At 63.4% G+C, this 12725-nt stretch carries 19 protein-coding genes and 1 tRNA gene; 10 read left to right on the forward strand and 10 right to left on the reverse strand.

The window, feature by feature from the left end; genetic code table 11:
- Nucleotides 1-165 precede the first annotated feature (165 nt).
- Together ACVISU_RS01550 and ACVISU_RS01555 are read left to right on the forward strand one after the other, a co-directional pair.
- Nucleotides 166-241, forward strand: a tRNA-Lys gene (locus tag ACVISU_RS01550).
- A 624-nt stretch (nucleotides 242-865) separates the two neighbouring features.
- Complete coding sequence (locus ACVISU_RS01555) at nucleotides 866-1234, forward strand: hypothetical protein (RefSeq protein WP_050400468.1); 369 nt, start codon at nucleotides 866-868, stop codon at nucleotides 1232-1234.
- Nucleotides 1235-1285: 51 nt separating this feature from the next.
- Here the strand turns inward: ACVISU_RS01555 and ACVISU_RS01560 are convergent, their stop codons facing one another.
- The gene (locus ACVISU_RS01560) at nucleotides 1286-1531 is read right to left on the reverse strand and encodes a hypothetical protein (protein WP_456705766.1); all 246 of its coding nucleotides are present in this window, start codon (nucleotides 1529-1531) and stop codon (nucleotides 1286-1288) included.
- Nucleotides 1532-1752: 221 nt separating this feature from the next.
- The gene (locus ACVISU_RS01565) at nucleotides 1753-1998 is read right to left on the reverse strand and encodes a hypothetical protein (protein ID WP_063695225.1); all 246 of its coding nucleotides are present in this window, start codon (nucleotides 1996-1998) and stop codon (nucleotides 1753-1755) included.
- 134 nt (nucleotides 1999-2132) lie between these two features.
- On the opposite strand from ACVISU_RS01565, the gene ACVISU_RS01570 reads away from it, so the two are divergent.
- Nucleotides 2133-2453, forward strand: a complete 321-nt coding sequence (locus tag ACVISU_RS01570) for a hypothetical protein (protein ID WP_456705767.1) — start codon at nucleotides 2133-2135, stop codon at nucleotides 2451-2453.
- 312 nt (nucleotides 2454-2765) lie between these two features.
- On the opposite strand, the gene ACVISU_RS01575 is transcribed toward ACVISU_RS01570, so the two are convergent.
- The 5 genes from ACVISU_RS01575 to ACVISU_RS01595 all read right to left on the reverse strand — a co-directional run bounded on the left by ACVISU_RS01575 (nucleotide 2766) and on the right by ACVISU_RS01595 (nucleotide 5275).
- Nucleotides 2766-3113 (reverse strand): hypothetical protein, encoded by a 348-nt coding sequence (locus ACVISU_RS01575; RefSeq protein WP_456705768.1) that lies wholly within the window; start codon nucleotides 3111-3113, stop codon nucleotides 2766-2768.
- A 170-nt stretch (nucleotides 3114-3283) separates the two neighbouring features.
- On the reverse strand, nucleotides 3284-3448 hold the full coding sequence (locus ACVISU_RS01580) for a hypothetical protein (protein WP_172803461.1): 165 nt from the start codon (nucleotides 3446-3448) through the stop codon (nucleotides 3284-3286).
- An 87-nt stretch (nucleotides 3449-3535) separates the two neighbouring features.
- Nucleotides 3536-3796: a DUF3551 domain-containing protein gene (locus ACVISU_RS01585; protein WP_050400624.1), complete on the reverse strand. Its 261-nt coding sequence runs from the start codon at nucleotides 3794-3796 to the stop codon at nucleotides 3536-3538.
- A gap of 297 nt (nucleotides 3797-4093) precedes the next feature.
- Nucleotides 4094-4945 carry a 3-hydroxybutyryl-CoA dehydrogenase gene (locus ACVISU_RS01590; RefSeq protein WP_050400471.1) on the reverse strand — a complete coding sequence of 284 codons (852 nt, stop codon included), beginning with the start codon at nucleotides 4943-4945 and terminating at the stop codon, nucleotides 4094-4096.
- A gap of 138 nt (nucleotides 4946-5083) precedes the next feature.
- Entirely contained in the window at nucleotides 5084-5275 is a 192-nt protein-coding gene (locus ACVISU_RS01595) for a hypothetical protein (RefSeq protein ID WP_050400472.1), read from the reverse strand.
- A gap of 605 nt (nucleotides 5276-5880) precedes the next feature.
- Between ACVISU_RS01595 and ACVISU_RS01600 the strand changes: the two genes are divergently transcribed.
- The 6 genes from ACVISU_RS01600 (at nucleotide 5881) to ACVISU_RS01625 (ending at nucleotide 9655) form a co-directional block, all read left to right on the forward strand.
- Nucleotides 5881-6018, forward strand: a complete 138-nt coding sequence (locus ACVISU_RS01600; RefSeq protein WP_456705769.1) for a hypothetical protein — start codon at nucleotides 5881-5883, stop codon at nucleotides 6016-6018.
- A gap of 100 nt (nucleotides 6019-6118) precedes the next feature.
- Nucleotides 6119-6376, forward strand: coding sequence for a hypothetical protein (locus ACVISU_RS01605; protein ID WP_050400474.1), 258 nt, complete (start codon nucleotides 6119-6121; stop codon nucleotides 6374-6376).
- A 213-nt stretch (nucleotides 6377-6589) separates the two neighbouring features.
- A complete protein-coding gene (locus tag ACVISU_RS01610; RefSeq protein ID WP_050400475.1) occupies nucleotides 6590-7879 on the forward strand; it encodes a hemolysin family protein in 1290 nt (429 codons plus the stop codon).
- A gap of 121 nt (nucleotides 7880-8000) precedes the next feature.
- Entirely contained in the window at nucleotides 8001-8600 is a 600-nt protein-coding gene (locus ACVISU_RS01615; protein ID WP_456705770.1) for a formyltransferase family protein, read from the forward strand.
- Nucleotides 8601-8796: 196 nt separating this feature from the next.
- A complete protein-coding gene (locus tag ACVISU_RS01620; RefSeq protein ID WP_083991869.1) occupies nucleotides 8797-9156 on the forward strand; it encodes a hypothetical protein in 360 nt (119 codons plus the stop codon).
- Nucleotides 9101-9655 carry a hypothetical protein gene (locus ACVISU_RS01625; RefSeq protein ID WP_050400477.1) on the forward strand — a complete coding sequence of 185 codons (555 nt, stop codon included), beginning with the start codon at nucleotides 9101-9103 and terminating at the stop codon, nucleotides 9653-9655. The genes ACVISU_RS01620 and ACVISU_RS01625 overlap by 56 nt, the downstream gene beginning before the upstream one ends.
- Nucleotides 9656-9723: 68 nt before the next feature.
- Here the strand turns inward: ACVISU_RS01625 and ACVISU_RS01630 are convergent, their stop codons facing one another.
- Both ACVISU_RS01630 and ACVISU_RS01635 read right to left on the reverse strand, forming a co-directional pair.
- The gene (locus ACVISU_RS01630) at nucleotides 9724-9930 is read right to left on the reverse strand and encodes a hypothetical protein (RefSeq protein ID WP_050400478.1); all 207 of its coding nucleotides are present in this window, start codon (nucleotides 9928-9930) and stop codon (nucleotides 9724-9726) included.
- A 2-nt stretch (nucleotides 9931-9932) separates the two neighbouring features.
- Nucleotides 9933-10340 (reverse strand): RidA family protein, encoded by a 408-nt coding sequence (locus ACVISU_RS01635; RefSeq protein WP_456705771.1) that lies wholly within the window; start codon nucleotides 10338-10340, stop codon nucleotides 9933-9935.
- A 143-nt stretch (nucleotides 10341-10483) separates the two neighbouring features.
- Between ACVISU_RS01635 and ACVISU_RS01640 the strand changes: the two genes are divergently transcribed.
- The gene (locus ACVISU_RS01640) at nucleotides 10484-11359 is read left to right on the forward strand and encodes a DMT family transporter (protein WP_050400480.1); all 876 of its coding nucleotides are present in this window, start codon (nucleotides 10484-10486) and stop codon (nucleotides 11357-11359) included.
- 56 nt (nucleotides 11360-11415) lie between these two features.
- Here the strand turns inward: ACVISU_RS01640 and ACVISU_RS01645 are convergent, their stop codons facing one another.
- Complete coding sequence (locus ACVISU_RS01645) at nucleotides 11416-12651, reverse strand: PucR family transcriptional regulator (protein ID WP_456705772.1); 1236 nt, start codon at nucleotides 12649-12651, stop codon at nucleotides 11416-11418.
- Nucleotides 12652-12725: the final 74 nt, after the last annotated feature.

The raw sequence follows: 12725 nt of genomic DNA on the forward strand, positions 1-12725 counted from the left end.
ACCGGCCTAACCCGAGGGGCCGGAACGGCAAATCCCCCATCACGGTGCACAATTGGCCGCCCGTCGGCTATTGACCCGATGGGCCCTGCCCCCTACACAGCGCGGGCTGGAGCATGATCCGGAGCGGCTCAGAGCCTATCGTCCGGATCCTATGTTCAGGTGAGTGAGCGCGTAGCTCAGGCGGTAGAGCACGTGACTTTTAATCATGGGGTCGAGGGTTCGAGTCCCTCCGCGCTCACCAAACAATATCAATCACTTAAGTCAAAAAATCAGCCTCCAGACCGAACTAGAGATTTCGTCAAGCACACACCCAGCACACGCTAGGTGCGGCAATGACGATAGCCCTTATGGTGCTGGGAGTTGGCGCGCTGGCGGTGGTGTTGCTCGTCGCCGCCGCTGTCGCGCTGATCGCGACGGTCAACAGTTTCGGCGATCCGGGATAGGATGCGGCGATGTGGCTCCTATTCAGTCGCTCGTGATCTTCGCGGTAGTTGCGTCGAACATCCATTGGCAATGGACGCCAAACGGATATCTCGCAAGTCTAATCGGCGTCGGGCTTGCGTGGCTGCTCACCGCGCTCGTCACTGAACTTCCTCAGACCCTCAAGGGCCTTCGTCGCCGCCGGTCGTGACCCTGCGGCACAGACGGTGCAGTACGTTTGACGCTGGGGATTTCAGTGTCCCAGTTCAGGAAGAAAACGCCGCCGGGCGTGTATTTGTGAGACCGGCGGCGTCTTTTCCTGGGACGATCAGAACAGCAAGCCGCTGCCGACCGTCGCAAGGTTTTCCGCGCAGGGGGCGGCCTCGACACGTGGGCTGCGTCGAGGCCGCATTTCAATCTCCCGCAGTCGGGTTGCGCAACTGAGATGACGGGAGCCGTCTATTCTACCCCCGTCACCGTGGCCCATTCCGACGGCATTAAGGATTACCCCAATCCGACCGCGTCTGCCGGGCTCGATAGTCGTCAGACCATGGTGCCCGAAGATGAAGAATTGTCAGAACCTCGGCACCGGCACCTGGGCGATCGGGGGCCTCCTGCGCTGCGGCGGCGCGCCAAGCCGGGCCACGAAACCATTTTCGCAAACGGTCGAAACCGTGCTGAAACATTCGGCCGCTACCACTTCCGCAAAACCATACGGGGAAGTGTCATGATGGAAGCGGCTATCATCGCTTTGCTGTGTCTGAGCGCCACGATCTTCGGCGCCCACGTCTACGACGCCATACATACCCATTGACGATCACGCCAGTTGCAACGGGCGGCCAAGAGCAAGCCTCACGAGCCAGCCTCACGGCCCCACCGTCAGCGGCAGCTCGCCCTGACCGCCGGTCCAGTCGATGATCTCGAGCTGCAGCCCTCGCTTCAGCATCTCGGCCTCGAGACTGCCGGCGTGGCGTTTCCATTCGGGCGTTGAGCGGACGCGGAATTTGGGCTCTTCGCTGTGCGCCTCGAATTCATCGTCGGCCTTGAGCGCGCCGCGGATGGCTTCGTACATCATCTTCAGGCTGGCGTCGGTGAAGGCGCCGTAATCCATCGGTCGTCTCCCTCAGCACTCTCGGAACGCAAAAGGCCGCCACGGAGCTTGTCGTGGCGGCCTTCTGCACGGCGGCCCATCCAGACGGCCCGACATGAGCGTGGGTGAGTCGGGTTAATGAAACGTTGTTCGTGCGGCGGCACAGTTGCAGTTCACCGACAAAGAAGGGCCCCGCCGAAGCGAGGCCCCCCTTTGATTGTGCGAGATCCGTGCGGCGCCCGTTAGTCGTCGTCCCAGTCGCGACCACGAATCACGACGCCACGGTCGCGGTAGTAGTCGCGATGATGGTACCAGCCGTGGTGCCAGCCACGATCGTGCTCCCGGTAGACGCGCGGACCGTCATATCGATCGCCGTAATAACCCGGGCTGCTGCCGAAATAGACGCCGACCCCCTGCGCGCTGGCAATGGTCGGTACTGCGATCGCGAGGGCCGCAACTGCGGCAAGAGCGTACCTAAGCTTTGTCATGGCATCCTCCTTTTCAGTCCCCCATGACAACGACTGCCGTCCGCGCATGTTGCAGGAACAAGTTCGGAACTTTCCTGAACGCCTGTTCAACATCGTGGCGGGTTCGGCGCGACAGCGGCGGAAGATCGATCTGCGTGACCGGTGCGCCGCCATTCAGCGAGCGTTACTTCTGCCAGATCCTCGAATGTGCCGCTCCGCGCGCCGCGTCAAAACCTCAGGCATCGAAACAGTTGGGCGAGCGCCGTGTTGGCGGATTGGGCGCGGCGTTCGAGGATTTCGGCCGCCGTGGCGTAGTTGCACGCCAGGATCTGGAGCGCGCGTCGAGCATCCGGCAGCGTGGACTGCCTGGCCATCTCCAGACACTGATGCTCGAAGTAGCGAAGCTCCTCAAGTTCGGTCATTGCGATTCGTCCGATTTCATCTGCATCTTCGAACTCAGTGCGCCAACGGCCTAGTGAAAATTTGGCAAGATTGTTGCGGACGCCGGAATATCTGATCGGAGTGTTTCTGGATGCATGATTTGATAATCACTGCTCCGTGACCAGTGCGGATGCGCGCTGCGCAGATCGACCAAGTAGCCCTGCCCGGCCCGCCGCTGGCGACGAACGGGCCCGACCGCCGCGATAGCTGGCGCAATAGCGTTCTTCACCACCGCATCGTCCCGACCTAAAGCGCGATGTGATTAGGTTGAATCGTCATCGCGCATTAGCTCTTTGATTGAGCATGATCTTATCGGAAAACCGCTTCGTACTTTTCCGGATCATGCTTTAGGGCCACGCCAGGCCCGCGACGACAGCGGGCTCATCGTCGTCGGTCTTCGCACCCGTCAGCCGCCTGCGGCGCGCGCCGTCCTTGGCGCGACGATGACGCGTGTCAAACCGGCGCAGCGCCATCGGCACACGCCGCGCGAGGCGTTGAGCGAGCTCGACGGCCTGTCTGACGACGGCCATGACGGTCGCCACGCGCGTGAACAGGCCGATCAGGAAGACCATCGAGAACACGTCGATATAGGCCAACACATCGCCGACCAGCATCAATTCGGGAGGCAGCGGAATCCGGTGCAGATAGGCAGCGATCAAGATGACGACCGGGATCAGCGCAATCAGCTTCCGCAACGTCAGCCGATCCAGCACGGCTGCGAGCTCAACGACCAGGACCTACCAGAGCCAGCCGCCAAGCACGGCCGGCTTGTCGATCGTCCAAGTTTGCCAGAAGGCTTGCCACAGCCGCCGGTTCCGTTTCCACATCGCCCCGTCCGGCATCCTCTCGAGCACAACGCCGGCGGCTACGGCTTCGACGAGGCCTCGCTGCCGTCGCTCCCGACCGTCGCGCCTAGCGCTTCAGCCGGGTCCGCCGACGGAAAAATGCGCTCGTAGTTGGCTCGCGCCTCGCGAATCAGGCGCGCACGCTCGCGTTCCGACTTCGAGATGAACTTGATGATCTCGCCCATGTGCTCTCCAACGCAGGGGGAATTATTCGACCATCGACAATGCAACCATCATGCCTGATGGCCGACCGGTCGACATGCTGGCGGCGCCTACTGGATCCGCCGCGGCGATACGCGCGGTTGGCTGAATGCAACGCGCGGATTGATGCCGCAATAGGCATCGCGGCCTGACGCCGACGCCTGGCACTGCTCGTAGGTCTGGTAGCCGCAATAGCCGGGATATCCCTCATCCCTACCCTGGATGCACCAGGGATAATCGTAGGGATCGGCTGCCGCCGGCTGTGCGGAGCCGACAATCCAGCTCGTTCCGAGCGCCGCGAACGTCAGAAATGCCAAACTCGACCTGCGCATGATCCTGCTTCCTTCCTCGCGCGGCACCCAGTCGTTGATTTAGGTACGCTGGGAAAATCTGCGAGGTTTCCGCTCATCGCCTCAAGAAGGTGTGACCCGAGCGCGGCGCAGGACACCGGAAGCAAGGCGCCATCGATGGGTGCGGCATCCAACAAAAAACACGAGGCCCGGTGTGCCTAGGAGCCCGGGCCTCGTGTCTGATGTCCCCCGCCTCAGTGGCGGATCAGGTGTTTTGGTTACGCGAGCTTGTCGGCGCGATCCATCCCGGATGACTACGGGGTCGGGCGCGCGCAGATTTCACTTGCTGTAGCTGTAGAACCCCTGCCCGGTCTTGCGGCCGAGATGGCCGGCATCGACCATCTCCTTCAGCAGCGGCGCCGGCCGGTACTTGGGGTCGTTGAAGCCGGTGTAGAACACCTCCATCACCGACAGCATGGTGTCGAGCCCGATCAGGTCGGCAAGCGCGAGCGGCCCGATCGGATGGTTGCAGCCGAGCTTCATGCCGGCATCGATCTCCTCCGCGGTCGCAATGCCTTCCTGCAGCGCGAAGATCGCCTCGTTGATCATCGGGCACAGGATGCGGTTCACCGCAAAGCCCGGGCTGTTCTTCGCCGTGATCGCGACCTTGCCGACGCGCTTGGCGAACGCTTCGGCCTTGGCGACCGTGTCGTCCGAGGTCTGCAGGCCACGGATCAATTCGAGCAGCGCCATCACCGGCACCGGATTGAAGAAGTGCATTCCGATGAAGCGGTCAGGACGATCGGTCGAGGCCGCAAGGCGGGTGATCGAGATCGACGAGGTGTTGGTCGCGACCAGCGCGCTTGGCTTCAGCCCGGCGCAGAGATCCTTCAGGATCTTCACCTTCAGCTCCTCGTTCTCGGTCGCCGCTTCGATCACGAGATCGCAGGCGGCAAGCTTGGACTTGTCGGTGGTCGCGTTGATCCGCGCGAGCGTCGCGTCGCGATCGGCCGCCGACATCTTCTCCTTGGAGACCAGGCGATCGAGACTGGACCCGACCGTCTTCAGGCCGCGTTGCACGGCTGCGTCCGAGATATCCACCATGGTCACGGTAAGCCCCGCCGCCGCGCAGATTTGCGCGATGCCGTTGCCCATGGTTCCGGCGCCGATGATGCCAACCGTCTCGATCATAGTGTTCGTCCTTCCCGTCGCTTGCGCCGCCTCGCGGCCGTATCGTCAAAGTGGCGGCCCCCCGGGGTCCGCGGATGGGGCATGCATAGCAGTCCGGCTGAACGGCCGATACAGGAGACGGCGGTATCTTGGTAGGGTCTATTCCGCGCGCGGCGGGATGGGTCGCCGTGGCGGGACGGCGGCGCGCGGCGGCAATTGGGTGCGCGGCGGCTCAGCCGGGCGCGACGGCTCGAGCACGCGGTTGAGCCGCACGATCCACCAGGCGAACCGGCCGTAGCTGCGGCGCAGCGCCGATCCAAATCCTTCGTCGATGTCCTGGTCACGATCCATACCCCTATCGTTAACGTGCATCCTTGAAGGAACGGTGAGCGCCATCACGCGCAGCGCCGGCAATCGTTAGGAATTTGGCAACCATCGGCGCGCAGGCTGCAGGTTCGGCGGCGGTAATCTCCCGGATTGCACCAGGGCAGCCCCCCGCCGCAGCATCGCCATGGCGGCGCGACTCGCTTTTAGTTGATCGAATTTTCCGCCGGGCGCGGCGACATAAGGACATTGGACGACGAGGGCTACGCCCATGCTTTCTGAAAAATTCTTTTTGGTTCTCGAGACATTGCTTAACGGCCAGACCCACTCCGACGGAAGCCCGCGTGTGGTGAGCACGTCACCCCACGTACCGGTCAAGCTTCCGCAGGAAAGCCAGCCGGAACGCAAGCTCCCTCGCTAGGCGCCTTGCCGCGGGCAAGCCTCACCGATCGCCGCGGCACGCGAAGCCGCTCGGCAGGCTTGCGCCCGTGATCCAGCTCATAGTCGGTGAAGGCGAGCCGCGCTACACCACTCCCGTAACGACGTGGTGCCGCCATGGACTGTGAGACCGACAGCAAAATCGATTTCGGGAGCATCGCCGTGGCGACAGCGTCGCCGCCTACACTGCGATCATGCTCGCTTATCTCGCCCAAGACGATCTCGGCCTGACCGCCGCGCAGACGCGCCATTTCTCGATGGTGGCTGCGCTGTTCCTGGCGCTGCCGATCGCGCTGGATTTCCTGCGCACCGGCCCCGGCAGCCCGCCCTGAGGCGTCCCCTGCCGTCTACGCGCGTGCGCAACATAGCGCTAGGTGAAGCGAGGCGAATCAGCGTTACTTTGCAACTGATCACTTCGTGGGATTTGGCTGCATGACCCAGCCCAGCGTCCTAGATCAGAAGAGTGCAGATCAGAACATTCGCGAGCTGCAGGAATGGCTCCGCACCGCCTGGCAACAGCTCGCGGACCCTTCCCTCACTGCCTTCTCCCGGCGCGAGCTGCGCAACCAGATGAAGCAATGCAATGCCGATCTGCGCATGCAGCTGCAAGCCGCTTCCAAGCAGATGCTTAGTCAGCCGGCTGGATCGGGCAAGACATTCGCCAGACCTGCGCTCCGAATACTCGCCTAGGCGCGTTTCGCAGCGAACCGGATACCGGCTTCGCGTGAAGAAACCGCGCCGCCGTTACGAGCGCCAGCGCGCCAAAATGCCGCGATCTCCTGCTGCATGCGCGCCATACCTCTGCTTGTGCAGGAGTGCCCGGCAAGGCACAGCAAAACGGCCCCGGTATGCCTATATTGGGCGTCGCAAAGCGGCCCATGCCGCCAAACCTCAGGGACTCCCGTGTTATATCTGGAACTTGCGATCGTGGCGGTCCTGATCGTCGTCAACGGTCTATTGTCGATGTCGGAGCTCGCGATCGTCTCTTCCCGCCCGGCGCGCCTCGCCGCGCTGGTCGAACGCGGTGTCAGCGGCTCGCGCCGCGCGCTTGCGCTGGCCTCCAATCCCGGAAAATTCCTCTCCACGGTGCAGATCGGCATCACGCTGATCGGCGTACTGTCGGGCGCCTTCTCGGGCGCGACGCTGGGCCAGCGCCTCTCGCAATGGCTGTTCGAGCTTGGCGTGCCGGCCAACGTGGCCGACGCCACCGGTGTCGGCATCGTGGTCGGTGTAATCACTTATGCCTCGCTGATCGTCGGTGAGCTGGTGCCGAAGCAGATCGCGCTGCGCGATCCCGAGGCAATCGCGGTGCGCGCCGCGCCCGCGATGACGGTGATGGCAAAATTGTCGCTGCCGGTGGTGTGGCTGCTCGACCGCTCCGGCAAGTCGTTGCTGTGGCTGTTGGGGCATCGCGAGGATGCGCAGGACCGGGTCAGCGAGGAAGAGATCAAGACGCTGGTGGTGGAAGCCGAAAACGCCGGCGTGCTGGAGCCAGGCGAAAAGGAGATGATCGCCGGCGTGATGCGGCTCGGCGATCTCCCGGTCGGCGCCGTCATGACGCCGCGCCACGAAGTCAGCCTGATCGACCTCGCCGCCCCCGCGCCCGAGATCCTGTCGACGCTGCAGAAGAGCAATCACTCGCGCTGCGTGGTGTTCGACGGCAATCGCGATCATGCGCTCGGCATCGTGCAGGCCAAGGACGTGCTCGACGTCTACCTCGCGGGCCAGACGCCCGACATCCGCGCGCTGACGCGCGATGCGCCGATCATTCCGGAGACCGTCGACGCCCGCGACGTGGTCGCGATCCTGCGCGACTCCGCGGTGCATATCGGCCTCGTGCACGACGAATACGGCACCTTCCAGGGCGTCGTCACCAGCGCCGACATCCTCGAGGCCATCGTCGGCGCCTTCCATACCGAGGAAGGCCCGGCCGAGCCCGCCTATGTCAGGCGCGACGACGGCTCCTATCTGATCTCGGGCTGGATGCCCGCGCTCGAGTTCAGCGAACTGCTCGGCATCGTGCTGCCCTCGCCGCGGCCCTACCAGACCGCCGCCGGCTTCCTGCTGCATGCCTTCGGCGCGATCCCCGACACCGGCGCGAAAACCAGCGCGCAGGGCTGGGAGTTCGAGATCGTCGACCTCGACGGCCGGCGCATCGACAAGGTGCTGGCGAGCAAGCAGGCAGCGGCCTGAGAGGTTGCCAGCCGGCCGGCCTGTTGATAACGGGCAGGACGGCCAAACCGGCGCCCGCAGTGTGCTATCGCCATGGCGGCAGCCCAAGCAAATCCCGCGTAACTCCCACGGAATTGATCCCATGCGCATTACCCTTGTCGGTTCCCGCCATTTCGGCGTGACGACCCTGAACATGCTGCGCGAGCATCACGTCACGCTGGTCAGGGTGGTCGTCCATGACGGCGAGGACCGGCTGGCGGCAGCGGCCAGGGCGGCGGGCATCGAGGTCGTGGTCCAGGCCGATCCTAAGCTGGTGACGGCCGCCGAGATCGCCCCTAACACCGACCTGATCGTGACCGCCCATAGCCACGCCCGCGTCAGCAGGGAAGCGCTTGCCGTGGCCAAGCTTGGCGGCATCGGGTACCACCCGTCGCTGCTGCCCCGTCACCGCGGCATCGCGGCAGTGGAATGGACCATCAAGGAAGGCGATCCGATCGCCGGCGGCAGCATCTACCACCTCGCCGACCGCATGGACGCCGGCGCCATCGCCGCCCAGGACTGGGTGTTCGTGAAGAAAGGCGAGACCGCACGCGAGCTCTGGGAGCGTGCGCTGGCACCGCTCGGCCTGCGCCTGCTGGGTGAGGTCATCGACTACGGCAAAGTCAACGGCTCGCTACCGGCCAAGCCCCAAGATGAGCAGTTTGCGACCAAGGCGCCCGACCTCCGCCCAGACAAACACTAATCCGCAATTGCGGTATTAAAGCACCACAAAAATAAGGAACAGGGGAACAGATTCCTCGTTCCTGATCCGGAACCGAATTCACCATGATGTGTTTGAGTTCACAGGAACATCTGGGGACTCTTGCGACGCAGCAAATTTTGAACACATTGTGACAGGATAAGCCGCGTCATCACACGAAATGACAGGGATTTGATTCATGCGTTCGATCCGCATTCGCGACCTGATTTTGGTCACTTCGGTCGCTTCGGCTGCCGCCCTCACCGCTGCTCCCGCCTCCGCCCAGCAGCCTTATGACGGCCTTTGGAGCGTCACTGTCGTCACCAAGACCGGCAGCTGCGAGCCGTCTTCCAGCTCGACGGTGAATGTCGTCGACGGAAAGATTTCAGCGCAGGGCGCGGCGATCTCCGGCACCGTCGGCAGCGGGGGCCTTGTGCGAGTCTCGATCAATGGTGCATATGCGAACGGACAACTCAGTGGCAACTCCGGATCGGGGAAGTGGAATGGGGCATCAGCTGGCGTACCGTGCAGCGGCCGATGGGAAGCATCCCGTCAGTAAGATCACCAGCGTATCGAATTTGTTCGCCATCGCGCGGCGGCCAGCATTTGCAGCCGCCGCGTTTTTCGTGACGGCATTGGCAAGCACCGCAGGCCATGCCCAGTCCGGCCCGTTCGCCGGCATGGCGGGCACCTGGTCGGGCGTGGGCTCAGTCACCCTCGACGACGGTTCCAGCGAGCGTATCCGCTGCCGTGCGACCTATCACGTCGGCGGGCCGCGGATGACCATGAGCCTCACCTGCGCCAGCGACGCCTACAAGTTCAACCTGGCAGCCGACGTGGCGGCCGAGGGCAACGCGGTGACCGGCAACTGGAGCGAATCCAGCCGCAATGTCAGCGGCGACCTCCGTGGTCGCGGCGGCGGCGGCAACTTCCAGGTCGTTGCCAGCGCGCCCGGCTTCAACGCCGACATCGCGATGCGCACCGCCGGCAACAAGCAGTCCGTCACCATCAGGGCCGACAGCCAGTTCCGCGGCGCCAACATCACGCTGTCGAAGTAACCGGCCTTCAGACAACAACGCCCCCGGGACCGAAATCTCGGGGGCGTTTTTCATTCGCCATGCGCTCGCTACGCAGTGCGTGGCTTGCCAAGATTCTCGGCGGTCTGCTGGATGGTGCGGGCGATCAACAGCGCCTGATCCTTGGTGACCGCAAAGTCGTGCACGCCTTTGTCCGTCGTCATGGAGATCACCATGATATCCGGTTGTTGCTCCGGCCAACCGGTCGCGAACCCCGTGAGAAGCTCAGGCGCCTTTCGCATGTTGCTCTGGTTCATCGCTAAAGGTCCTGTGCCGCGGGAATGAATGCCGTGACCTCGATCTCGACCTTGGCGCGCTGATCGACCAGCCCGCCGATATAGAGCAGCGTGGATGGCGGGAAATTGCGTCCAAGCGTCTCCTTCCACGCCGCGCCGATACCGGCGCCAGCGGCCTCGTATTCGCTACGGCTGGTCAGGTACCAGGTCAGGCGGACGATGTGCTCGGGACCGGCGCCGGCTTCGTTCAACAGCTTGATGATCCGCTTCAGTGCGGTGCCGACCTGGGCGGCCATCTCGGGCGCGTAGTCGCCCTTCTCGTCGCCGCCGGTCTGCCCGGCCAGCACGATCCATTTGCCGGGCGCGTCGAACGCAACGCCGTGCGAGAAGCCGCGGGGTTTCGACCATTCGGCCGGTTGCAAGATACGCATGAGCAGATCCTCCTGATGTGATTATTCCCGACCTGCTTAGCAGAGATTGCGTGGTCGGCGCATCACCGCGTCGGCAGAATTGCGCGTTGCAAATTCATGACAGCTCGCCGATACCCGGCATCCCTCCTCACCTCGTTTCCATCATGGATCGCACGCCCTCAAAGACCCGCGCAGCACTATGGATGTCCGGTTGGCTCGCGCTGATGCTGATCGTGGCGGTGGCCGGCCGCGAGGCGACGCGCGAGGTCAACGTCTTCCAGCTGATGGCGGTGCGCGGCGTGCTCGGCTTCGTGATGCTGTATCCGCTGGTCCACATCAGGGGCGGGCTTGCGATCGTGAAGACCGCGCGCGTGCACCTGCACATCGCGCGCAACCTGATCCATTTCTGCGCGCAGCTTGGCTGGTTCTATGCGCTGACGCTGATTCCGATCGGCCAGGTGGTGGCGATCGAGTTCACGATGCCGATCTGGACCGCGGTCCTTGCGGCGGGCTTCCTCGGCGAACGGATGACATCCTGGAAGATCGTCGCGACCGTGCTTGGCCTGGTCGGCGTCATCGTGATTGTGCGGCCGGCGACCGGTGCAATCAATCCGGGCCAGCTGATCGCGCTTGCCGCGGCCATCGGCTTCGGAATCTCGATTGCCGTGGTCAAATCGCTGACGCGAACCGAGCAGGCGCTGACGATCATCTTCTGGATGCTGGTGGTGCAGTCGCTCGCCAGCATCGGGCCTGCGCTCTATGTCTGGACCTGGCCGTCGCTGTCCACCTGGGGCTGGCTTGCGGTGATCGCGTTCTGCGGCACCTTCTCGCATTACTGCATGGCGCGCGCCCTGCTCCATGCCGATGCGACCGTCGTGATCCCGATGGATTTCGTCCGGGTGCCGCTGACGGCGATCGTCGGGTGGCTGATCTATGCCGAGCAGCTCGACGCCTACACGGTGCTCGGCGCGGCCATGATCCTGGCCGGTAACCTCCTGAACCTGAGGCCAGGCGGAAAGGTGCCGGCACGTCCGACGTGAGCTCGCATCGCGCCACGTCCAGCGTAGCTATGCCCATAACAGCAAAGAGCCGGAGTTCAAGGTGCCGGAGCTTGGGGCGCCGTGAGCCGGTCCGCAAGGTGGAGGGCGAGTTCGAGATGCAGCCGATCTTTCTCGAGTTGGCGCCCAAGGAGCGTTTCCACGCGATCGAGACGGTAGCGAATCGTATTGTGATGGAGCCCGAGGCAAGCACCGGCTGCGCGGAGGTTGCTGTTGGCATCAAAGAATCCTTTGAGGGTGGCCCGCAAGCGACGCGCTTCGACAGTCTCGTCTGCCAAAGGGCCAAGCTTGTCGGCTATGAAGGCACGGCAGTATGCGGGATCATTTCCGCACAAAGCGGCGAGTTCCACGTGCTCAAAGTGAGCCACGCTCCCGGCGGGGTAGCTTGCAGAACGTGCTACACGAAGCGCATCGCGTGCTTCCCGGTGGCTGCGGCGGAACCCGACGAGACCAACGGCTGGCCTTCCCTGACCAACAAGCACTGCGGCTTGCGTCGGAGGGGGCGCGCGCGAGACGTTTGCCGAGACCCAGCACCAAACCGTGTCGATGTCGGTGCGGACCAGTAGCGGCTTTGCTCGGCTCAAAGTAGCGGCTATCTCTTGCGCGACCGAATCCAGCGGCGTCTGATCGCCGGTTTGGTGTCGCTGCAAAACGAGTGCAACATGATGCCCGGCAAGATTATAGCCCAAACGCAGGCTTGCATCGCGCATGCTGACATCGTCTTCGATCAGGAGACGCTGGACGTAGGCTGCCCACGCCAACGAGCCCTCTCGCGCAACGCGCTCGGCTTCATCTCTATACTCCGCACCCAGCCGGTGCGTGATCAGATCTAACCAACCGATCAGAAACGTCGTTCCAAAGCTGACAACAGCGACGGCAATGGTCGTATCGCGGCAATGCCGCTCGACCGCATCGGACCAGCGCTTGCACCAGTACATCAGTCCCACCCGGTATGCCCGCATGATTGCGTCGTAGCCGAAGTTGTGCCGAACCATCGCGCGCGTCGACTGCACCACTTCGGCCGGGGGAGTCATCTGTTCGAACGGGACTGCATCGATCAGCGCGTGCAGGACGGCCTTGCTGTTAGCGTGGCAACTCGCCCGAGCAAGGTCGATCATCGCCCCTCGCGGAACTTCCGGCATCGCCGCCAGGATGTGGGAAAGCGTCCCGTCACCAATCGAGGGTAATTCGGGCAGTAACGCCGTCGCGACACGACGAACGGTTGCCAGGATCAGTTTTTCCGATGGACGCGCCATAGATTGACTATACGCCAATTGGTCAATTCTGCCTCAAGAATTTGAACGTTCGGCCGAAGACAATGAATGTCGGCCAGGTCCAGGATCTGCGC

Source organism: Bradyrhizobium sp. USDA 4452, assembly GCF_054063575.1.

Bases quoted from the DNA above. Each gene is read 5' to 3' on its own strand.
- ACVISU_RS01590 (WP_050400471.1), bottom strand. From the start codon at position 4,945: ATGATCGAGACGGTTGGCATCATCGGCGCCGGAACCATGGGCAACGGC.
- ACVISU_RS01600 (WP_456705769.1), top strand. From the start codon at position 5,881: ATGCTCGCTTATCTCGCCCAAGACGATCTCGGCCTGACCGCCGCGCAG.
- ACVISU_RS01635 (WP_456705771.1), bottom strand. From the start codon at position 10,340: ATGCGTATCTTGCAACCGGCCGAATGGTCGAAACCCCGCGGCTTCTCG.
- ACVISU_RS01640 (WP_050400480.1), top strand. From the start codon at position 10,484: ATGGATCGCACGCCCTCAAAGACCCGCGCAGCACTATGGATGTCCGGT.
- ACVISU_RS01605 (WP_050400474.1), top strand. From the start codon at position 6,119: ATGACCCAGCCCAGCGTCCTAGATCAGAAGAGTGCAGATCAGAACATT.
- ACVISU_RS01585 (WP_050400624.1), bottom strand. From the start codon at position 3,796: ATGCGCAGGTCGAGTTTGGCATTTCTGACGTTCGCGGCGCTCGGAACG.
- ACVISU_RS01630 (WP_050400478.1), bottom strand. From the start codon at position 9,930: ATGAACCAGAGCAACATGCGAAAGGCGCCTGAGCTTCTCACGGGGTTC.
- ACVISU_RS01620 (WP_083991869.1), top strand. From the start codon at position 8,797: ATGCGTTCGATCCGCATTCGCGACCTGATTTTGGTCACTTCGGTCGCT.
- ACVISU_RS01625 (WP_050400477.1), top strand. From the start codon at position 9,101: ATGGGGCATCAGCTGGCGTACCGTGCAGCGGCCGATGGGAAGCATCCC.
- ACVISU_RS01565 (WP_063695225.1), bottom strand. From the start codon at position 1,998: ATGACAAAGCTTAGGTACGCTCTTGCCGCAGTTGCGGCCCTCGCGATC.
- ACVISU_RS01580 (WP_172803461.1), bottom strand. From the start codon at position 3,448: ATGGGCGAGATCATCAAGTTCATCTCGAAGTCGGAACGCGAGCGTGCG.
- ACVISU_RS01560 (WP_456705766.1), bottom strand. From the start codon at position 1,531: ATGGATTACGGCGCCTTCACCGACGCCAGCCTGAAGATGATGTACGAA.
- ACVISU_RS01615 (WP_456705770.1), top strand. From the start codon at position 8,001: ATGCGCATTACCCTTGTCGGTTCCCGCCATTTCGGCGTGACGACCCTG.
- ACVISU_RS01555 (WP_050400468.1), top strand. From the start codon at position 866: ATGACGGGAGCCGTCTATTCTACCCCCGTCACCGTGGCCCATTCCGAC.
- ACVISU_RS01595 (WP_050400472.1), bottom strand. From the start codon at position 5,275: ATGGATCGTGACCAGGACATCGACGAAGGATTTGGATCGGCGCTGCGC.